At 44.2% G+C, this 21,845-nt stretch carries 18 protein-coding genes; 3 read left to right on the top strand and 15 right to left on the bottom strand.

Annotated features, from left to right (window positions below; genetic code table 11):
* Positions 1-19: 19 nt before the first annotated feature.
* Both RBB12_RS14425 and RBB12_RS14430 read right to left on the bottom strand, forming a co-directional pair.
* Complete coding sequence (locus RBB12_RS14425; RefSeq protein ID WP_179384527.1) at positions 20-787, bottom strand: ABC transporter ATP-binding protein; 768 nt, start codon at positions 785-787, stop codon at positions 20-22.
* Complete coding sequence (locus RBB12_RS14430; RefSeq protein WP_179384526.1) at positions 787-1,524, bottom strand: MlaE family ABC transporter permease; 738 nt, start codon at positions 1,522-1,524, stop codon at positions 787-789. Before RBB12_RS14430 ends, RBB12_RS14425 begins: the two co-directional genes overlap by 1 nt.
* 115 nt (positions 1,525-1,639) lie before the next feature.
* Between RBB12_RS14430 and pafA the strand changes: the two genes are divergently transcribed.
* Positions 1,640-3,316, top strand: a complete 1,677-nt coding sequence (gene pafA, locus RBB12_RS14435; RefSeq protein ID WP_306014612.1) for an alkaline phosphatase PafA — start codon at positions 1,640-1,642, stop codon at positions 3,314-3,316.
* Between the two features lie 18 nt (positions 3,317-3,334).
* Here the strand turns inward: pafA and RBB12_RS14440 are convergent, their stop codons facing one another.
* The 5 genes from RBB12_RS14440 to gcvP all read right to left on the bottom strand — a co-directional run bounded on the left by RBB12_RS14440 (position 3,335) and on the right by gcvP (position 12,217).
* Positions 3,335-6,337 (bottom strand): MopE-related protein, encoded by a 3,003-nt coding sequence (locus RBB12_RS14440; RefSeq protein ID WP_306026753.1) that lies wholly within the window; start codon positions 6,335-6,337, stop codon positions 3,335-3,337.
* A gap of 255 nt (positions 6,338-6,592) precedes the next feature.
* A complete protein-coding gene (locus tag RBB12_RS14445; RefSeq protein ID WP_306014537.1) occupies positions 6,593-7,438 on the bottom strand; it encodes a glycosyltransferase in 846 nt (281 codons plus the stop codon).
* A gap of 37 nt (positions 7,439-7,475) precedes the next feature.
* The gene (locus RBB12_RS14450) at positions 7,476-8,003 is read right to left on the bottom strand and encodes a methyltransferase (protein WP_306014536.1); all 528 of its coding nucleotides are present in this window, start codon (positions 8,001-8,003) and stop codon (positions 7,476-7,478) included.
* 103 nt (positions 8,004-8,106) lie between these two features.
* Entirely contained in the window at positions 8,107-9,165 is a 1,059-nt protein-coding gene (locus RBB12_RS14455; protein WP_306014535.1) for a 3-oxoacyl-ACP synthase III family protein, read from the bottom strand.
* A gap of 169 nt (positions 9,166-9,334) precedes the next feature.
* A complete protein-coding gene (gene gcvP, locus RBB12_RS14460; RefSeq protein WP_306014534.1) occupies positions 9,335-12,217 on the bottom strand; it encodes an aminomethyl-transferring glycine dehydrogenase in 2,883 nt (960 codons plus the stop codon).
* 125 nt (positions 12,218-12,342) lie between these two features.
* Here gcvP and RBB12_RS14465 point away from each other — a divergent pair, with 125 nt between their 5' ends.
* Positions 12,343-13,170 carry a hypothetical protein gene (locus RBB12_RS14465; RefSeq protein WP_306014533.1) on the top strand — a complete coding sequence of 276 codons (828 nt, stop codon included), beginning with the start codon at positions 12,343-12,345 and terminating at the stop codon, positions 13,168-13,170.
* On the opposite strand, the gene RBB12_RS14470 is transcribed toward RBB12_RS14465, so the two are convergent.
* The 8 genes from RBB12_RS14470 to RBB12_RS14505 form a co-directional block, all read right to left on the bottom strand.
* The gene (locus RBB12_RS14470) at positions 13,167-13,397 is read right to left on the bottom strand and encodes a hypothetical protein (RefSeq protein WP_293289694.1); all 231 of its coding nucleotides are present in this window, start codon (positions 13,395-13,397) and stop codon (positions 13,167-13,169) included. The genes RBB12_RS14465 and RBB12_RS14470 overlap by 4 nt on opposite strands.
* Positions 13,398-13,399: 2 nt before the next feature.
* Entirely contained in the window at positions 13,400-13,954 is a 555-nt protein-coding gene (locus tag RBB12_RS14475) for a sigma-70 family RNA polymerase sigma factor (protein WP_179384516.1), read from the bottom strand.
* Between the two features lie 138 nt (positions 13,955-14,092).
* The gene (locus RBB12_RS14480) at positions 14,093-14,488 is read right to left on the bottom strand and encodes a response regulator (RefSeq protein WP_306014532.1); all 396 of its coding nucleotides are present in this window, start codon (positions 14,486-14,488) and stop codon (positions 14,093-14,095) included.
* Positions 14,489-14,500: 12 nt separating this feature from the next.
* Positions 14,501-16,360 carry a PAS domain S-box protein gene (locus tag RBB12_RS14485; RefSeq protein WP_306014531.1) on the bottom strand — a complete coding sequence of 620 codons (1,860 nt, stop codon included), beginning with the start codon at positions 16,358-16,360 and terminating at the stop codon, positions 14,501-14,503.
* Between the two features lie 149 nt (positions 16,361-16,509).
* Complete coding sequence (locus RBB12_RS14490) at positions 16,510-18,531, bottom strand: M3 family metallopeptidase (protein WP_306014530.1); 2,022 nt, start codon at positions 18,529-18,531, stop codon at positions 16,510-16,512.
* Between the two features lie 10 nt (positions 18,532-18,541).
* Entirely contained in the window at positions 18,542-18,928 is a 387-nt protein-coding gene (locus RBB12_RS14495) for a hypothetical protein (protein ID WP_179384512.1), read from the bottom strand.
* 17 nt (positions 18,929-18,945) lie between these two features.
* Positions 18,946-19,437: a 5-(carboxyamino)imidazole ribonucleotide mutase gene (gene purE / locus RBB12_RS14500; RefSeq protein ID WP_306014529.1), complete on the bottom strand. Its 492-nt coding sequence runs from the start codon at positions 19,435-19,437 to the stop codon at positions 18,946-18,948.
* Positions 19,438-19,440: 3 nt separating this feature from the next.
* On the bottom strand, positions 19,441-20,595 hold the full coding sequence (locus tag RBB12_RS14505; protein WP_293282745.1) for a 5-(carboxyamino)imidazole ribonucleotide synthase: 1,155 nt from the start codon (positions 20,593-20,595) through the stop codon (positions 19,441-19,443).
* Positions 20,596-20,712: 117 nt separating this feature from the next.
* On the opposite strand from RBB12_RS14505, the gene RBB12_RS14510 reads away from it, so the two are divergent.
* Positions 20,713-21,819, top strand: a complete 1,107-nt coding sequence (locus tag RBB12_RS14510) for an adenylate kinase (RefSeq protein ID WP_306014543.1) — start codon at positions 20,713-20,715, stop codon at positions 21,817-21,819.
* Positions 21,820-21,845 lie beyond the last annotated feature (26 nt).

The following is a 21,845-nucleotide window of genomic DNA, read 5'->3' on the forward strand; positions in this document are numbered from 1 at the left end:
TTGTTTTGATACCTTCAAACTAGTTACGCTCTTCAATGTACATCTGCCGTACCTTTTTAAACAGCTCGGAAGAGTAAACGAAGTTTGTCACGGCCTCATTATCCGTCTTGAAAATTTCCTTGTTCGTGCCTTCCCATTCCTTAAGGCCATTTTTTAGGAAAATAATCTTTTCCCCGATTTCCATCACAGAGTTCATATCGTGTGTATTGATCACGGTAGTGATGTCGTATTCTTGGGTGATTTCTTGGATAAGGTTATCAATCAGCATGGCCGTTTTGGGGTCAAGTCCAGAATTGGGCTCATCGCAGAACAGATATTTGGGGTTCATTACAATGGCACGGGCTATGGCCACCCTTTTTTGCATTCCCCCGGAAATTTCCGCAGGATATCGTTTATGGGCATCAACCAGATTGACCCGTTTCAGCACAAAATCCACACGATCTTGTTTTTCGGACTGCGATTGATTGGTGAACATATCCAAAGGGAACATCACGTTGCCTTCCACCGTCATGGAATCAAAAAGGGCACTGCCTTGGAAAACCATGCCCATTTCTTGCCTCAAATTTCTTCGTTCCTTTATGGAAAGTTCGGAATAGCAATTGCCGTTGTAGTAAATATTGCCTTCATCGGGCTCAAAAAGGCCTAGCAGACATTTGATAAAAACGGTTTTACCCGATCCACTCTGTCCAATGATCAAGTTGGTCTTCCCTTTTTCGAACTCTGTGGAAATACCTTTTAATACGTGGTTGTCCCCGAAGGATTTGTGTATGTTTTCTACCTGTATCATTAGCCCAGCAACAATTGCGTTAGTACATAATTCGCTATAATGATCACCACACTGGTCCATACAAAGGAGGTGGTACTGGCTTTTCCAACCTCAAGTGCACCCCCTGTCATGTAAAATCCATGGTAGGAGGGTACCGTTGCTATCACAAAGGCAAACACGACCGATTTGATGAATGCATAGGTCACGTGGTACGAATCAAAATCCATTTGTAGTCCCTGTATAAAATCCCCACTTGGTGCAAAACCACCAAATACTGCGGCGACCCATCCGCCCAAAATACCCACAAACATGGAAATAGCAACCGCGAAGGGGTACATCATCGTGGCAATAATTTTTGGAAAAACAAGGTAGTTCAATGAGTTGATGCCCATAACCTCTAGGGCGTCAATCTGTTCGGTAACCCGCATGGTTCCAATACTAGAGGTGATGTAGGAGCCCACTTTACCGGCCATGATGATGGAGGTAAAGGTCGGGGCAAATTCCAAAATAACCGATTGCCTGGTCGCAAATCCTATCAAACTTTTTGGAAGTAGGGGATTGTTCAGGTTGAGTGCGGTCTGTATGGTAACAACACCTCCAATAAAAAAGGAGATGAAGATGATGATGCCCATGGCCCCAAAAATCAACTCATCAATTTCCTTGAGGATCAAGGTCTTCATGATGCGCCACTTGGTAGGTTTTTTAAATACTTCCCAAACCATGATGAAGTATTTTCCAATCGCTGCTAGGTATTTCATGCGTTTAATGGACTTGAGGTGATAAAAATAAGAATATTGTGGAGCATTTAACCTTCATTTAAATTTTTAAACGGCAGAAATCAATAGTTTTGTCCTTATTTGAATAAATCCTTTTATGAGAACGACCAACCTTATCCTTTCCGTTTTGGCTTTGAGTATGATCAGTCTAACCTATGGCCAACGAAGAAAAAATACTGCCCCAGAACCGCAACCTGCTCCAATTGCACATCAGCCTAAATTGGTGGTCGGTATTGTGGTGGACCAAATGCGCTACGATTATCTCACCCGTTTTTGGAATCAATATGGGGAGGGCGGTTTTAAACGGTTGGTAAACGAAGGTTTCAATTGTAAAAACAACCATTTTAACTATGCGCCTACCAGTACGGGGCCTGGACATACCTCTGTTTACACGGGAACGACCCCCGCGGTACATGGGATTATCGGTAACGATTGGTTCGACAAGGAATTGGGAAAAGACGTCTATTGTGCAGGCGATGATGCCTATGAATCTGTGGGTACTACATCGGATTTGGGAAAAATGTCGCCGCACCGAATGTTGACCACCACCATTACCGATCAATTGCGGTTACATACCCAGATGCGTGGGAAGGTAATCGGTGTTGCCTTGAAGGATAGAGGGGCCATACTGCCTGCAGGACATACCGCCAATGCGGCCTATTGGTTTGAAGGAGGTGAAACCGGAAATTGGATTACCAGTTCCTATTATATGGATGAATTGCCACAATGGGTAGCCGATTTTAACGCTTCCGATAAGGTTGAGGCATACAAAAAGCCTTGGACTACCCTAAAACCGATTGAAACTTATGTTGAAAGTGGACTGGATGCCAACAATTATGAAGGATTGCAGAAGGGTGAAACCAGTAATGCCTTTCCACATGATTTACCGGCCATTTGGGACCAAAACGGTCAGTTCGATTTGATCAGGAGAAGCCCCTATGGAAATAGCATCACGGCCGATTTTGCCTTGGCCGCTTTGGAAGGAGAGGATTTGGGAGCGGATACCATAACCGATTTCTTGGCCATCAGTTTTTCAAGCACGGATTATGTAGGTCACTTTTTTGGAGTGAATTCCAAAGAAATCCAGGATACCTACATTAGACTAGACCAAGATTTGGAAAGAATTTTATCGACTTTGGACGAAAAAGTGGGCAAAGGTGAATACACCGTTTTTCTGACCGCCGATCACGCGGCGATTCACGTTCCTTCTTTTTTGATGGATGCAAAGATTCCCGCCGGATATTTGGATATGGGCGGCATGCGTGAAAAGTTCAATACATTTCTTCAATACACTTATGGGACCACCGATGTGGTGAGAGATCTATCCAATTATCAATTGTTTTTGGACCATACCATTCTGGCCAATTTGGATATCGATCTGGATGATGCCCAAGAGGCCATCGCCAAAGAACTACTTTCTTATGAGGGAATTGCCCAGGTATATACAGGGCATCAAATGTGGGAGAATGAGTATACCAAGGGGATTCCATACATTTTGCAAAATGGGTATAACCAAAAACGTTCCGGGGATGTGCTCTTGGTGCCCAATGTAGGCTTTATCTCTTACAGCCGAACAGGTTCCACCCATGGTTCCCCACAGATTTATGATACCCATGTCCCCCTTTTATTATATGGGAAAGGCATTCAACAGGGAAGTACGGTAAACCGCACGGAGATTTCCGATATAGCCCCTACCATTGCCACTTTATTGGGAATCGCTTTCCCAAATGGTACAACTGGGCAACCTATTGGCGAGGTGTTGAAATTTAACTAAAAACGGTAAAGGAATCCATTATTTTCTATCCACAATCAATTTTTTGACAATTCTTTCGCCCATTTCATCATAATAGATGAGGAAGTAGATGCCATTGGCAAGTGACTGGATATTTAGTTGATTCGTGTTAAACTTACGCAATACAAGTCTTTTGTTGACATCATAGATTTCGACCAAGAATTGATATTTGTCCCACTTTTCAATATAAATGAAATCATTTGCTGGATTGGGGTAAATGTATAGGTAGTCTTTAGCGTTTCCTGCTGATACAGATGTTTCAGGTTTTGTTGGGGTAACCTCAATCAAGCCATCACAGTTTTCGTCCACATCATTGTCGAAGATTTCTTCTGCATTTGGATTGATGTTGGCGTTGTTGTCATCGCAGTCCTCCGCATTGTTGAATCCATCCCCATCCAAATCATCATCCAAAGTGGCGGGGTCGCAATCATCGTCAAGGCCGTTGTAAGGAACCTCTTCAGCGTTGGGATTAACACCGGCATTGTTGTCGTCACAGTCCTGTGCATTGTTGAATCCGTCTCCATCCAAATCATCATCAGGTGTCGCAGGGTTACAATCGTCGTCGATTCCGTTGTAAGGTATCTCGTTGGTACCCGGATTGATGTCAACATTGTTATCGTCACAGTCATCCATGTTGTTGAAACCATCTCCATCGAAGTCATCATTTAGTGTGGCAGGGTTGCAGTCATTGTCGATACCGTTGTATGGAATCTCTTCGGCGTTGGGATTAACACTGGCATTTTCATCGTCACAGTCCTGCGCATTGTTGAATCCGTCTCCATCCAAATCGTCATCTGGTGTCGCAGGGTTACAATCGTCATCCATGCCATTGTATGGAATCTCTTCGGCATTTGGATTGATATTGGAATTGTTGTCATCGCAATCCTCCACGTTGCTGAAACCATCTCCATCGAGGTCATCATCAGGTGTGGCAGGGTTGCAGTCATCGTCGATACCGTTGTATGGAATCTCGTTTGAGCCTGGGTTGATATTGGCATTGTTGTCATCGCAATCCTCCACGTTGCTGAAACCATCTCCATCGAGGTCATCATCTAGAGTGGCGGGATTACAGTCGTCGTCGATTCCGTTGTAGGGTATCTCGTTGGTACCCGGATTGATGTCAACATTGTTATCGTCACAGTCATCCATGTTGTTGAAACCATCTCCATCGAGGTCATCATCGGGGGTCACGGGGTTACAATCGTCGTCGATGCCATTGTAGGGTATCTCGTCAGCATTTGGATTGATATTGGCATTGTTGTCATCGCAATCCTCCACGTTGTTGAATCCGTCTCCATCTAAATCATCATCAGGTGTCGTAGGGTTACAATCGTCGTCGATTCCGTTGTAGGGTATCTCGTCTGAGTTGGGGTTGACATCAGCATTTTCATCGTCACAGTCCTGCGCATTGTTGAATCCGTCTCCATCCAAATCGTCATCTGGTGTCGCAGGGTTACAATCGTCATCCATGCCATTGTATGGAATCTCTTCGGCATTTGGATTGATATTGGAATTGTTGTCATCGCAATCCTCCACGTTGCTGAAACCATCTCCATCGAGGTCATCATCAGGTGTGGCAGGGTTGCAATCGTCGTCGATGTCATTGTAGGGTATCTCGTCGGCATTTGGATTGATATTGGCATTGTTGTCATCGCAATCCTCCACGTTGTTGAATCCGTCTCCATCCAAATCATCATCAGGTGTCGTAGGGTTACAATCGTCGTCGATTCCGTTGTAGGGTATCTCGTCTGAGTTGGGGTTGACATCAGCATTTTCATCGTCACAGTCCTGCGCATTGTTGAATCCGTCTCCATCCAAATCGTCATCTGGTGTCGCAGGGTTACAATCGTCATCCATGCCATTGTATGGAATCTCTTCGGCATTTGGATTGATATTGGAATTATTGTCATCGCAATCCTCCACGTTGCTGAAACCATCTCCATCGAGGTCATCATCTGGTGTGGCAGGGTCACAATCGTCATCGATACCGTTGTATGGAATCTCGTTTGTGTTAGGATTGATGTTGGCATTAAAATCATCACAGTCCAAATTGGACAGGACACCATCACCATCAAAGTCGATAACACCAAACCCATAATGTAAGCTGAGATATTCTATAAGGCTAGTAGCCACAGCATCAACAAAAAGAGCACTGCTTTCAGCATCAAAGCGCACATCTTGATTGATTTCAATCTGTATGCCATCAATATTTCCGGAATTTAATCGTGACCCATGTATCCATACATTATACCCACCATTAAAATAAGGTTCACCTTCCTTCGGAAAGGGGTCTGCAGCACTTGGTACGGTGGGGAAGCCTTTATCATGAAACAAATTTCCTAAACTTAGTCCTCCCCTTATGAGCTGTACATGGGTCATTTCACCGACTTTCTCATAAACCAAGGTTTTGATACTGTTGCGATTCATAAAGGTAGTAGTGTTCAAAACCTCGTCCGCTTGACGAAGTTCATGCCCGGTTAGGGTATAACCTAGTTCAACCCTTTCAATATCGTGGGCATGTCCATGGATGTCGATAAAAAGACCTCTGCCAAAGTCTTGGATAATCTTGTTCTTGGCATCCGCAATATAAGCGTGGTAATTGTCAAAAGCTTCTTGAATGATAGGGTTGTTGTCGTTGTCATCCTCATTCTTATTGCGGTTGGCATCAAACTTTATTCGAGCTAATCGATTGATGACCACAAAAGGGTAATGCCCTGTTTTGTTAAAGTAGGCTTGAGCCATTGCCCTTCCCATTTCTTGGGTGTCAGTGTCGTTGCCATATACACAATTGGGACAAGATCTATCTGGAATTTCATCCGGTTTTAAATCACCGTCATGAGGGATGGAAAGAATTACTGGATGATTTCCATAAATATATTCTATATAATTGTTACCATTTGGGAAATAACTCTGTCCCGGTATTTGCGCATGGGAATACCAGTTTACACCGATAAGCGCTAAAGCGAACGGTAAGACCTTTGTAATGTGATGAAACCATTTCATAGCATAACCTTTTTTTAGAACTATATAGGCGTTCTATGTATTGAACAACTACTTTTTTGGGTTATGCTGAATACTGATTTAAAGATACAATGGTTTGAATATAAAATGTGCAGTGAATTGACGGATGGGCCTTTTGAATTGACGGATGAGCCCTAAAATGGGGTTGTGTAGTTGGATTTGATGACCACTGTAAAAATATTCGATGGATTAAATAGGTAATTAACTACGAATAAGCAACTTATAGTCGGAGGTTGACTATTGGATTTTGGACCAAATTCCTTTCCATCGATATGTTCTGATGAATTTGCCTTCTTTTTTGGAAACATATTTCCCCTGTCCCTGGATTAAGGCCTTTAAAAAACCCCATACCGCTTGGAGGTATAAATTGGGACTTTTGGCCTGCCAAGCCATTTTTAAGACTGCAATTTTGGTCAGTAAAAGCCCATATCTCATCCGATACATCGCTTCTCCTTTGGATTGATAGTTTTTGCTGCTATACCCATGGCCTGTGGGCCGTAGATGTTTCACCTTGAGTTCGGGCAGGGTTACGGTATCAAAATCATGGTATCGGGCCAAAAGTGTGTCGACTGTGTCCCATCCCACCCCTGGACGTAAACCACCAATCTTTTGGAAACAGGCTTTGTGATACAGTTTAATGGGGCCTCGGATATGGTTTTTGTTGGCAATGTCCTCATACTTCCATTGGTCCCCATTTTGAACGAACAATAATCCCGAACACATCCCTAGTTTCCAATTGGCCTGAAACTGGTTCACCATGTTGTCAAAATAGTTGGGAGGAAGTACGATATCGGCATCTAACTTGCCAATGAGATCATAGGCCGAAACGTGTTTCAATCCAAAATTAAAGGTATCCACCACCTTTTTGCCCGGAATGTGCTCATCCGTCGATTTGCGTTGAAGGGCTTTTATCCATTCGTGCCTTTTGGCATAGTCCTGTGCAATGGCAAAGGTTGTATCGGAAGAATTATCGTCCACCACAATTAATTCATTGGGCAGATAGGTCTGATTCACAAAGGAATCGAGGCACTCCTCCAAGAAAGCTGCTTCGTTGTGGGCCGGGATGATAATACTGATGCGCATGGGCTAAAATCTCAAAAGCTAAACGGGAACTCACCAATTAGGTTGTGCTTCGCTCGGCGTACACAATATAATATCGATTGGTAAAAAAGCGAAGTAGGGGACGAAAGCCCAACTTTTTCGTGGGATTGGTCCATTTGGCGGAGTCCTTTATTGTCCAACCCGCTTTTTCCAAAAGCCAATCAAACTGCCAATCTTCAAATTCATGGTAATGACGGTCCCAAGGGTCTGTTTTACTGCGATAGGCAGGGGAAAACCATAAACGCATCGGAATACTGGCGACCAATTTGTTGGCTTTTATCTCTTTCAAAATATTGAAGGGAGCGACCAAATGCTCAAAAATTTCAAAGGCGGTTACCACATCCGCATCCGAATTCGCGGCTTTTTTAAAATCGATATCCAAATCCTCACCTTTGGTGTTGGTTACTTGGTATCCGTTGGATTTCATGATTTCTGAAAAGGGGTTCTCAACACCTAAATCCAAAATGGTTTCGGAAGGGTCGATGTGCTTTTTCAAAAAGGCTAAAGTATGTCTGTAGCGCTTATTGGGAAAGTTGTTTTCGTACATGGGCTAAAATTCCAAAAAACAAATAACAAATCCCAACTAAGTTTGCGTTTAGTGAGATGCTATTAAGGCAATTTGGTTCATTTTAAGCACTTGAAGCGGGATTTCAATATCTGTAAACAATCGCATTTACGTTCATGCCAGCCCCAACGCTTGCAAAGATGACCACATCTCCTTTTTCCACATGATGGTTCGGAAGTTTGCCTTTCAACACCAGGTCAAATAGTGTTGGTACCGTGGCTACGGAACTGTTTCCCAAATCCTGTATGCTCATGGGCATCACGTTTTCGGGTATTTCCTTACCATATATTTTGTAGAACCTTTTAATAATGGCCTCATCCATTTTTTCGTTGGCTTGATGGATAAAAATTTTCTTTACCTCATCGATACTTACTCCGCTGTCATCCAAACAAGCTGCCATGGCCTTGGGCACGTTAATACAGGCAAACTCGTATATTTTCCTGCCTTGCATTTTGATGTATCGCGTGTCTTCAGAGGCCTCTGGACTATTGGATTTGTCGAAATACAGATAATAGGCTTCTTCGTTGGCGTAAGTGACGGATGCGTGTGACAGGATTTCGCCGTGTGGCGGATTGGCCTCTACGATGGCAGCACCGGCGCCATCAGAAAAGATCATACTATCCCTGTCATGATGGTCCACGACCCTCGAAAGGGTTTCTCCTCCAATGACCAGACATTTTTTGGCCATGCCACTTTTAATGAAAGCATTGGCATGAATCAGCCCCTCTATCCAACCGGGACAGCCAAAAATAAGGTCGTAGGCTACGCATTTTGGGTTCTGTATGCGCAATAAGTGTTTCACCCTTGTGGCCAAACTGGGCAAGGTGTCTCCTTGTATTTTACCATGGGTAAGGTCGCCAAAGTTGTGGGCGAAGATAATGTAGTCCAACTCCTCCTTATCCACTCCAGCGTTGGAAATAGCTTCCTCAGCGGCCAAGTAGCCGAGGTCGGATGTTTTTAGCTCGGGTTTGGCATACCTGCGGTTGGCGATTCCGGTAATGGCTTGAAATTTTTCGATGATTACATTGTTCTGTTGCTCAAATGCAGTTCCATCCGTCTCCATGAATTGATGATGCAAGAAATCTTCATTCTTGGTCACGATGGACGGGATATAACTTCCAATGCCTGTAATACCGATTTTCATGAGTTGTTGAGGTTTTAATGAATACAAGTTAATGTATGCTACAATCAATTACTATGCATGCATAGTATATTTTACAATATCCAAAAGATAACCCATATCTCGCTGGATACGAAAAAAGCCTTGGTCTATTTTTAAGATCAAGGCTTTTTATCAAGGTTTATAATGGTTTTTACGCTTCTACGTAATCTTCAATGGGTGCACAAGTGCACATTAAATTACGATCCCCAAACGCTTCATCTGTCCTTCTGATGCTCGGCCAAAATTTGTTTTCGGCCACATAAGGCAGCGGGAAAGCGGCCTTTTCGCGACTATAAGGATGGCTCCAAGAGTCGCTGGTCAGCATGGCGAGGGTATGCGGAGCGTTTTTGAGTACGTTGTCCGTCTCGTTGGCAGAAACTTCGTCAATTTCCGCTCGGATGGACAAGAGTGCATCACAAAAACGATCCAATTCGGCCAAACTTTCGCTTTCGGTCGGTTCTATCATCATAGTTCCGGCCACAGGGAAAGAAACTGTAGGGGCATGAAAACCATAATCGATAAGCCGTTTGGCGATATCCGTTACTTCAATGCCATTCGCTTTAAAAGGTCTACAGTCGATGATCATTTCGTGGGCAGCGCGTCCGCGCTCACCCGTATAGAGCACATCAAACTTACCTTTTAGGCGGTCTTTGATGTAATTGGCATTCAAAATTGCGGCTTCTGTTGCTTTGGTAAGTCCTTCACCACCCAACATTTTGATGTATCCGTACGAGATCAGGCATACCAAGGAACTTCCCCAAGGTGCTGCGGATATGGCTGTAATCGCTTTTTCCCCTCCTGTTTTGATCACAGGGTTGGTGGGCAAAAAGGGCTTTAACTGCTCGGCCACACAAATGGGACCTACGCCTGGGCCACCACCTCCGTGAGGAATGGCAAAGGTTTTGTGCAGGTTAAGGTGACATACATCGGCCCCAATGGTCGCTGGATTGGTGAGTCCAACCTGAGCGTTCATGTTGGCACCGTCCATATAGACTTGTCCACCATTGTCGTGGATGAGTTTGGTGATTTGCCTAATGGATGACTCAAAAACACCATGCGTGGACGGGTATGTGACCATCAAAGCAGCAAGATTATCGGCATATTTGTTGGCTTTTTCTTCCAAATCCGCCATGTCGATGTTTCCTTTCTCATCGGTTTTGGTCACCACTACTTGCATGCCTGCCATTACGGCCGACGCTGGATTGGTTCCATGCGCCGAGGATGGAATCAAACAAATGTTTCGATGCCCTTCCCCTCGGGATTCATGATAAGCACGTATTACCATAAGTCCGGCATATTCGCCCTGTGCCCCTGAGTTGGGTTGCAGGGAAGTAGCCGCAAAACCGGTGATGACATTCAATTGTTCTTCCAATGATGTAAGCACTTCTTGATAGCCTTGGGCCTGATCAATAGGCGCAAAGGGATGAATATTGCCCCATTCTGGCCAGCTTAATGGCAACATTTCGGAAGCAGCGTTCAGCTTCATGGTACAACTGCCCAAAGAAATCATGGAGTGGTTCAACGCCAAATCCTTTCGCTCCAATTTTTTGATGTAGCGCATCAACTCTGTTTCCGAATGATAGGAATTAAAGACTTCGTGCTGCATAAATGGAGCCTGTCTTTGCAGAGATTGTGGTATCGATTTTTCGGAAGAAGTGTTATCGATTTGTGCGTGGAAATCTTTGCTCGATTCATTTCCGTTTGGTGTAGCCTCCTTATAACTCGAAAAAACCTTGATTAATTTTAGCATATCATCATTTGAGATAGCTTCATTAAAGGAGATGGACACATGATTATGGTCAATGTAGTTTAAATTGATCTCGACATGTTCCGCAATTTTTCTGAGTATATCAACATTATCAATCTTAACTTTCAAAGTGTCAAAAAAGCCAGTATTAAGCTGATTAAGGCCCAAATGTTTTAAAACCTTATCGAAGGCCCTTGCCTTTTGGTGAACACTATTGGCAATATATTTTAAACCATCCGGTCCATGGAATACAGCATACATTCCAGCCATTACGGCCAAGAGCACCTGAGCCGTACAAATGTTGGAGGTTGCCTTGTCCCTTTTAATGTGCTGCTCCCTTGTTTGGAGCGCCATCCGCAGGGCCGGGTTGCCATCGGTGTCTTTGGTAATTCCGATGATCCTACCGGGAATATTTCGCTTATAGGCTTCTTTAGTGGCGAAGAAGGCCGCGTGTGGTCCACCATAACCCAATGGGATTCCGAAACGTTGTGTGGTCCCCACTACGGCATCCACCCCCCATTCCCCTGGAGGAGTGAGCATCACCAAACTCAGGATATCTGCGGCAACGGCCACTTTAATGTCCTTGGCTTTGGCTTTCTCCACGAAAGATGCATAGTCATTTACCTGACCGTGCTTCCCGGGATATTGCAAGAGCGCAGCGTAAAAATCCGATGAAAAATCGAACGCTTCGTGGTCTCCAATAACCAATTCAATGCCCAAAGGAATCGCACGTGTTTCCAACAAGCTCAGGGTTTGGGGAAGTATCTCTTCAGAAACAAAGAATTTTACCGCACCATCCTTTTTCTGTTGGCGGCTACGAAGCTCGAACAACATGCTCATCGCTTCGGCAGCTGCGGTACTTTCGTCCAAAAGCGAAGCATTGGCAATTTCCATACCTGTCAGGTCGGCGACCATGGTCTGGAAGTTCAGGAGGGCCTCCAATCTACCTTGGGCAATCTCGGCCTGGTATGGCGTATAGGCGGTATACCATCCTGGATTTTCAAGAATATTTCTTTTGATGACCGAAGGTGTTAGCGACTCATGATACCCTAGACCAATGTAACTCTTAAAAACCTTGTTCTTTTTGGCCAACGCATGCAGATGGTTCAGGAACTCGTGTTCGCTGATGCCTTGCGGAAGGTCCAATGGTTTTTTAAGCTTGATGTCATCGGGAATGGTCTCGTAAATGAGCTGTTCCACACTTTCCACCCCAATGGTTTCGAGCATGTGGGGCAAGTCTCTTTCTGTGATGCCAATGTGCCTGGCAGCAAAAACCTCTGTGTTCATGTTCAATCCAATAAAGTGCACAAAATTAGGGATTAATTCGATGAAAATGGTCAATTTTGATGGTGGATGGCGCAAAGTTGTTAACCACCAATTAACCTAGGGCCAACGGATTGGGATTTTACCGCATGAGAACCTTAAAAGCACTGTTTGATTTTTATTTGGATGCCAGTATTCACGTGGCCATAGCAGTGATTTCCTTGACAGGTGTTACCTTTTATTTGTTGGACAGTTCGTTGGATTTACATCTGTTGGGATTCATTTTTTGCAGTGTGATCGTTTGCTATAATTTTATCAAGTACGGGGTAGAGGCCTATAAATACCTTATTGTGTCCAATGCCTATCACAGGATTATCCAAATCTTCAGTTTTGTGTGCTTTGTATTTGCCCTTTATTTTTTGTTCCATTTGGATAGTAACATTTGGTGGGCTACGGCCGTTTTGGGTGTCTTGTCCGCCCTTTACGCAGTACCTCTTTTGCCGAGGGCCAAGAATTTACGGAACTTGGCCGGACTAAAAATCTACATCGTGGCCTTTGTATGGGCAGGTTTCTCTGTTTTGTTGCCCGTTCTAGATGCCAATGTACCGTTGGACTGGGATTTCTCGGTCACCTTCATTCAAAGAATGATATTGGTTTTGGTATTGATTCTGCCTTTTGAAATCCGAGATCTGCAATGGGATGATCGCAGTTTGAGAACCTTGCCCCAGGTTTTGGGCGAGCGAGCCACACGACGTTTGGGAATGGGCCTTACGCTTATCTTCTTTTTGCTTACCTTTTTGAAGGATACACTGCATCCTTTGGAGGCGGAGCTGCAATCCGTGATCTGTGTGATACTTTTGGTGATGTTGGCTTCGCATCAGCGGATGAAATCCAAGTACTTTGTAATGTTTTGGGTGGAAGCCATCCCTATTTTTTGGTTTTGCCTATTTTGGTGGGCAGAACGCTTTGTGGCCTAAATTTTTTCTTCGAGGTCCCTTTTCATTTTCTTTTTGTCCTCGTCAGATAGCATGGTAAGTCCGGCCTTATCGCACAATGAGGTAAGTTCACTGTTCTTTTTGGAGTACAATTGGCAGGTTTTGCAATAGAGCAAATGCACGCGCAGTTTAATGATATCCCACCAACTTGCCTCTTTATATTGGGATTTGTCACAAATACTAGATGCCTCTTTACACGAAATCTTCATACCTAAAACCAGTTTTCATTTAAACAACCCATAAGTGCCGTTCTCGCCCTGTGGATCATCACCCAGAGGTTGGACGGATTTATGTCCAGTTCATTACACACATCTTCGGTACTCATCCCTTGGATTGTTTTCAATTTGAAGACCAATGCCTGTTTTTGGGGCAGTTTGGTGATACAATCCTGTATGGCCAGTCCCAATTCCTCATTCTCAAGGATATTGTCGCCATCCTTGCTAAAAGGATCGGCTACTTGCTGCTCCAGCCAATCGCCTTCGGCATCCGAATCGGAGCTGTAGTTGATGCGTACCTCGGCCTTGCCCTTTTTTGAATTTATCTTTCGGTAATGATCGATTACTTTTCGCTTAAGGATGGAAACCAACCAAGTGCGTTCCGCAGCGTCCCCTTTGAAGTTTTTGGCCGAGTTCAAACCTGCAAAAAAGGTTTCCTGTACCAAATCCTTTGCGATTTCTGCATCGCTTACGCGCGAGACCGCATAGTTGAACAGGTAATCCGCGTATTGGTCTACCCAGTTGTCCGGTTGAAGTTTATGTTTGGCCATTTTCGTATCGAATTACCAAATGTAATGGTTTTTGGATACCAAATCCATGTTTGGCTGGAATTAGACGTATAAAAGGTCTCAGTCTAACAGCCAAGTAAAGGTTTAACATAGGTTTTTGATTTATCCGCTACAAACACTTCACAATTTGGCTATGATTTCCTTGATGTCCTTGGAGTTCAATGGCTTGATCAAATAATCTGAGATTTCCTCGAACCGTTTGGCCTTTTTAATGTCCTTGGGATCCATGGAAGAGGAAACCATATACACCTTGATGGACTTTTTTAAACTGGGAAGCAGCTCCGCAAACTCCTCCATGAACTGAAAACCGTCCATAACAGGCATGTTGATGTCCAGAAAAATGATATCCGGTAGCTTATCCTGTTCATTCTGATGGACAACAATGTATTCCAACGCTTCTGCACCATCGGCAAAGGTACTCGTGGATTGGACTGCCGGAATGCTTCTCAGCGTTACTTTGATCGTAAATTGATAGATATCATCATCATCGACCACAAAGACATTGACTGGTTTCATAATCATCAACAGTTATAGATTAATAAAAAAAGAAGTGCCTTTGCCTTCTTCGCTCTTGGCCCAAATTTTACCGCCCATGGCATCCACTTGGGCCTTTGTTATAAATAACCCAACACCTTTGGCATCATCATTTCTGTGGAAAACCTTGCTGAAGCCAAACAATTTGTGCCCGTTCTTTTTAAGATTGATTCCCGAACCGTTGTCCCTAAATTCCAGTTGCACCGTTCCATCGATCATTTTGGATTGAACAACTATTTCGGGAGCGCGGTCTTTTGCCTTGTATTTTAAGGAATTACTGATGAGGTTGATGAAAATACTTTCCAAATAGACCTTGTTGTACATCACGGTAGGAGCCTCGGAAAAATCAGAGGTAATAACCGCTTCGGTCTTTAAAATCTCGGCCGCGAGCATTTCTTTTGTCCGTTCCAGGGTTTTATCAAAATGACATTTTTCAAGGGCTTGTTGCGAACTTTTTTTAATGAGCAAGGACTCCACAAGGGTGTCCAAGGTCCATGTGAGATGGTTGGTCACCGATTCTATTTTTTCGATGATCATCTCCTTGGTTTCGGAATCGCTTTCCGTTTTGTAAATGTCGAGCAGCGCACTAAGGTTGCTGACGGGCGACCTCAAATTGTGCGATGTGATTTGATTGAACTCTTCCAACTGCCGATTTTGTGCTTTTAGTCGCTTGGCCGATTCCTTTAGACTCTTATTGGTTTCCAAAATTCGGTGAGCGGCCTGTTTTTGAACCGTAATATCTCGGAGCGCAATGGATACCAGAAGTCCTTCTGAGGTTTCCAGAGGGCTGAGTGTAACTTGGACTGGGATTTGAAAACCTGATTTGTTGTGTACGAAAAAATCCAGATCGGCAGGAAGCCCGGTATGTTTGGGGGCTTTAAAGAAGTTTACGGCATAGTATTCCATGGTATCCCAAAGTCGGTTGGGAACAAGAACGGTGACATGCTTGTCAATAAGTTCTGATGATTTGTAGCCGAACATTTTCTCTGCCTGCTTGTTGATCAATTGGATAATACCGTTTCGATCTACAATGACCATGGTGTCCGGGGCAGAGTCCAATAGCCCCCTAAACTTGATTTCCGACATGCGCTGCTCGGTAATATCTTGGGTGGTACCGATCATTTTAATGACCTCGCCTTGCGGATTCATGATAAGTTCACCAATCAGCTCTACGGTCCGTATGCTGCCATCTTTATGTACGATACGGTGCATGAATTTTCGAAACCGTTTCTCGGCGATAAACTCTTGGGCATTTTCCCGAAACTCTTTCCGGTCATCGGGGTGTATCGCTTCGATAACGCGCTCAAAATGGATAGGAGTCCCTATTTCCAACCCAAAAATGCGATAAAGGTTGTCGGACCACAGGATATTGTCGGCCACGATATCCCATTCCCAATAACCAATTTGAGCCAGTTGTTCCGCTAAATTGAGTTGTTGGATTTTTTTGGTAAGCTCTATCTTGGTCTGTTTTCTTTCTGTAATATCTTGAAGAAAACCGAATAGTTTTACACAAACCCCATTTTCCATTTTTGGTTGCCCAACATTACGGACATACTTGATGTTGCCTTTGGCGGTTACCACCTCCATGTCCAAATCATAAGGCTCTCCCTTTGCGATGGCATTTTGCATGGCATCACGGGCCATATCCCTGTAGTGCCCTTCATTAAAAAAGGAGGCAAGATTATCCAAGGACGGGACAAAGTCGTCGGGAACTTCGGTGATGTCGCGGGTAACATCGCTCCAATAAATTTGATTGGTGGCGACGTTCAGCTCATAGATACCGATTTTGGCTAGTTTGATGGTTTCCGCAAACAAACTGTCTGTTCCAAAATCCTCAATGTCCCAATTTTTCATATACTTCGGGGTTGGTTATAACAAAGCAAGCCTTGATTATTTATGGGAACTTTCAAGCTTTATGGGTCAGGTAATGCAATTTTCTTAAAAAGATACTAAATTTCCCTCACTTTCCTAATGGTAATTCCAAATTGTGGTCATCTACCTTTTTATTTGGCTAGCAATCCTGCCCGCTCCAACAAGGCATCAATGCTTGGTTCGGCTCCCCTAAATTTTATGTACAGTTCCATCGGGTTTTCGGTGCCTCCTTTGGAAAGCACGAACTCCTTGAACTTATTGGCAACCGTTTTACTGAAAATTCCATTTTCCTTAAAGTAGGCAAAAGCGTCCGCATCCAATACCTCTGCCCACTTGTAACTGTAGTAGCCGGATGAATACCCACCTTGAAAAATATGGGCGAATGATGTGCTCATGCACGTTTCCGGTGTTTTTGGGAACAGATCGGTGCTTTCGAACGCGGCATCTTCAAAGGCTTTTACATCTGTTATGTTTGATGGGTCGCCGCCATGCCAGGCCATGTCCAGCAATCCAAAGCTCAATTGGCGAACAGTGGCCATCCCTTCTTGGAATGTGGCGGATTCCTTTATTTTCTCCACCAGTTCCATAGGAATCAATTCACCGGTTTCGTAGTGATGGGCAAAGAGTTCCAAGGCTTCTTTTTCGTAGCACCAATTTTCCATCACCTGACTTGGCAACTCCACAAAGTCCCAGTACACAGACGTTCCCGATAGGCTAGGATAGGTGGTGTTGGCCAACATGCCGTGCAGCGCATGTCCGAATTCATGGAATAGCGTGGTGACCTCGTTGAAGGTAAGCAATGATGGTTTTGAGCTGGTTGGCTTGGTAAAATTACAGACATTGGAAATATGTGGCCTGTTGTTTTTACCATGGAATATGTATTGTGGTTTGTAACTGGTCATCCAAGCGCCACCTCGTTTTCCTGGCCTTGGGTGGAAATCGGCATAAAACAGGGAGATAAAGTTTCCATTTTCGTACACTTCAAAGGTTTTTACTTCTTGGTGATACTTGTCTACATGGTCTACTTCCTTGAAGGTGAGTCCAAAGAGATTTTCCGCAACCTTGAAAACCCCGTTGATTACATTTTCGAGCTTGAAATAGGGTTTTAGCTTTTCATCGTCCAAATTGAAGAGTTTTTGTTTCAACTTTTCGGAATAGTAGGCACTGTCCCATTTTTCCAAACGGTCGATATGGTCCAACTCCTTGGCAAAGGCTTCCAGTTCGGCAAACTCACGTTCTGCGGCAGGTTTGGCTTTTTCCAATAGTTCGTTGAGAAATTCCTGTACTTTTTCGGGGGTTTCCGCCATACGCTCTTCAAGCACAAAGTGGGCATGGGTGGTATATCCCAATAAATTGGCTCTTTCGTGGCGTAGGTTCACGATTCGCTTTACATTCTCCTGATTGTCCAGCTCGTCACCGTGAAACCCTTTGCTTCCGAAGGCCATGGACAGTTTCTTTCGCAACTCCCTGTTTTTGGCATATTTCATAAAAGGGATGTAGCTTGGGTAGTCCAAAGTGATCAACCAACCCTCTTTGCCCTTGGATTCTGCCAGTTGGGCAGCAGCTTCCTTGGTGCCATCCGGAAGTCCGTCCACATCCTTTTCATCCGTAAGCAACATTTCGTATTTGTTGGTCTCCGCCAAAACATTTTCACCAAAGGTGAGTTTCAGTTTGGCAAGCTCCGTATCGATTTCCCGAAGGCGTTTTTTGTTCTCTTCGGTTAAATTGGCCCCGTTCCGGCTAAAATTTTTGTACTTCTTTTCAAGTAGTGTCCGTTGCTCTGTGGTCAGGTCCAACGAATCACGTTGCTCATAAACCGTTTTGATGCGTGCAAAAAGACCTTCGTTCAAGGTAATGTCATTGCTGAATTCGGATAGCCATGGCGATACCTCTTGCGCTATTTTCTGGATTTCTTCGTTGGTCTCTGCCGAGTTTAGGTTAAAAAAGATACTAGAAATACGGTCGAGTTGATATCCAGCAAAATCCAAAGCTTCCAAAGTATTTTCAAAAGTGGGGCCTTCTGTATTGGCTACGATGGCATCGATTTCTTTTTTGGCATCTTCGATGGCTTGAAGAAAGGCCGGTTTAAAATGTTCGTTCTTTATTTTGGAAAATGGTGCCTCATCAAAAGGCTCCAATAATGGATTGTTCATAGTTGTTGTTCTACTCTTTGTTCTTTAAATAGGTTACGGCCCAATCGCTTATCAAAAATCCAAATCCGATGATGGAGGATAATCCCGCAACGGTGAGGGCAGCGAAGCTTTTTGCTTTGGCACCGCTTGTCATTTTGTTCATGGCGGCCATGGCTTCATCGGAATACTCGTTCAAATCCACAAAACCATTGCCGTTCAGATCATATTTTTGGGCATAACTGGAAATAAATTGCCAGCGTATTTCCACATAGATCAATATGGCTGCATATAGGAAGAAAACCAAAAGACCACTTTTCCAAAGTCCTTTGATATAGGGGTTGCTTACTTTTTTCAGCGTGAAGCCAAAAAAGGCTACGGCACAAATCCCTACCAAAATGCCAATTTGGTTGAAGTTCATGAGCTATGGGTTGCTACTTAGTAATTTTTCTGTACCTCTTCGGCACCTTTGATTACTTTCTCCTTGAGTCCCTCTTTGTAGGCGATAATGTTTTCCATAATCTGGCTGTTGGAGCTTCCTATGATCTGTGCGGCGAGGATTCCAGCGTTTTTTGCACCGTTCAAGGCTACTGTGGCCACGGGAACTCCACCGGGCATTTGTAGGATGGATAACACGGAATCCCAGCCATCTATGGAATTACTGCTTTTTACGGGAACGCCTATAACTGGCAATGGCGATAAGGATGCCACCATTCCGGGCAGGTGAGCAGCCCCACCGGCACCGGCAATAATGGCCGAATAGCCATTGGTGTGCGCGCTTTTGCTAAAACTGAACAGTTTTTCGGGGGTGCGGTGGGCAGATACGATGTCTACATCCACTTGTACTCCCAATTCCTTCAATATATCGATGGCGTCTTGCATAACGGGAAGGTCGCTTGTGCTTCCCATGATTACGGCTACTTTGCTCATATCTTATTTGCTTATCACTTTTATGGTTTCCTTTACTTGCTGAGCCACTTCCCTGGCCCTGGCCATATTCTCGTCCACGATGGTTACGTGACCCATTTTGCGGAAAGGACGGGTCTGTTTTTTACCGTAAATGTGCGGGGTTACTCCATCCATTTCCAATATTTTTTCAATGTTTTCGTAGACCACATCACCGGTATGGCCTTCGGCTCCCACCAAATTAACCATAATTCCGGCGACTTTACTGTCCGTTTTTCCTAGTGGCAAGCCTAAAATGGCCCTGATGTGCTGTTCAAATTGGTTGGTGTAGCCTGCTTCAATACTGTAATGGCCACTGTTGTGCGGTCTTGGGGCCGATTCGTTCACCAAAATTTGGTCGTCTTGGGTCTGGAACATTTCTACGGCCAATAGGCCAACGTGTTTCATGTGCTCCGAAACTTTTAATGCGATCTCCCTAGCTTTTTGGGCCACTTCGTCATCAATCCGAGCGGGACAGATTACGTATTCCACTTGATTTGCCTCTGGATGAAACTCCATTTCCACCACAGGGTACGTTACGACCTCACCTTTGGTGTTTCGTGCCACGATAACGGCCAATTCGTTTTTAAAGTCGATCATTTGCTCGGCAATGCACTCCACATTGGGTAGGTCTTTTAGATCTTCCATGGTTCGAACAACCTTAACCCCTTGGCCATCATAGCCAAATTGGGCACTTTTCCATACAAAGGGCAAGGAAAGCCCTCCGTTCAGAATACTGTCCTCAATTTCGGAGGTGTAGGCAAATCGGGTGAAAGGTGCCGTTGGGATACCATGGTCCGTATAAAACAATTTTTGTACGGCCTTATTCTGTATGGTTCTCAAGGTTTTTGTGGGGGGGTAGACCTTGATTCCCTCGTGTTCCAATTTTTCAAGTGCGTTTACGTTGACGTTTTCAATTTCGATGGTCAGCACGTCTACATCCTTACCAAAGGCATAAACGGCATCAAAATCCATCAAACTGCCCTGTACAAATTCATTGCAGGCTATTTTGCAGGGTGCTTCGGCCGAGGCATCCATAACTTTGGTCTGTACGTCCCATTTCCGGGTTTCGTAGAGCATCATTTTGCCCAATTGTCCGCCACCTAAAATTCCCAGTTTAAAGTCAGAAGAGAAAAATTGCATCGATCTGTATATTGAATGTGGGCAAAAATACATGAAATCCACGAGGGTATAAAAGATGTAGGGGCTTAGGAGTGCTAAAAATAGTATCTTTGCCAACCTGACCATAACTTGAGAACATTGATCAAACTCCACGACAAGAATTTTAAGCCGTATTTAAAGGAAGAGCAAATCCTTGCTGCCATTGATAAAATGGCCAAGGAGATTGCGGCCGATTACAAGGATGAAACACCCTTGTTTGTGGGTGTGCTCAATGGTGCCTTTATGTTTGTGTCCGATTTTTTGAAGGCCTATCAACACCCATGCGAAGTTTCCTTTGTGCGGTTGAGTTCCTATCAGGGACTTACCTCAACGGGCATTGTGGAAACGCTGTTGGATGTGCCCGATGAACTGGAAGGAAAGAGTGTCATTATTTTGGAAGATGTGGTGGATACGGGACGAACCTTGAAACAGTTGGTTCATCTCTTTTCCAACAAGAATGTAAAGGAGTTCAAAATCGGGACCCTTTTTTATAAATCGGATATTTACAACGGGGAATACGCCATCGATTATGTGGGTCTGGAAATCCCCGATCACTTTATAGTGGGATATGGACTGGATTACAATGAACTGGGCCGTAACCTTAGAGAAGTTTACCAATTAAATCAAACAGATATGATCAACCTAGTGCTTTTTGGAAAGCCAGGAGCAGGAAAAGGAACCCAAGCAGGTTTCCTTAAGGAAAAGTACAATCTAAAACACATTTCCACGGGGGATGTGTTCCGTTTCAATATTAAAAATGGGACCGAACTCGGTACCTTGGCAAAATCCTATATCGATAAAGGAGAATTGGTGCCAGATGAGGTGACCATCGATATGCTCAAGGACGAGGTGGAGAAAAACCCGGATGCGGCAGGTTTTATTTTTGATGGCTTCCCGCGAACTGCGGCCCAGGCACAGGCGTTGGACAATTTCTTGGAGTCCAAGGACATGAAAGTAAACGCAACCATTGCCCTGGAAGCAGAGGATGATATTTTGGTGGAACGTTTATTGGAACGTGGCAAGAGCAGCGGACGCTCCGATGATCAGGACGAGAGCAAGATCCGCAACCGTTTTGATGAATACAATGAAAAAACGGCACCGCTCAAAGCCTACTACGAAGCACAGGGAAAATTCCACTCCGTAAATGGAATAGGGGATATCCAAGATATTACCGAACGTTTGAGCAAGGTAATCGACTCCCTGTAGTTGATTTCCACAACGATTTTTTAGTT

This window comes from Allomuricauda sp. MMSF_3307 (assembly GCF_030733585.1).
GTDB lineage: Bacteria > Bacteroidota > Bacteroidia > Flavobacteriales > Flavobacteriaceae > Flagellimonas.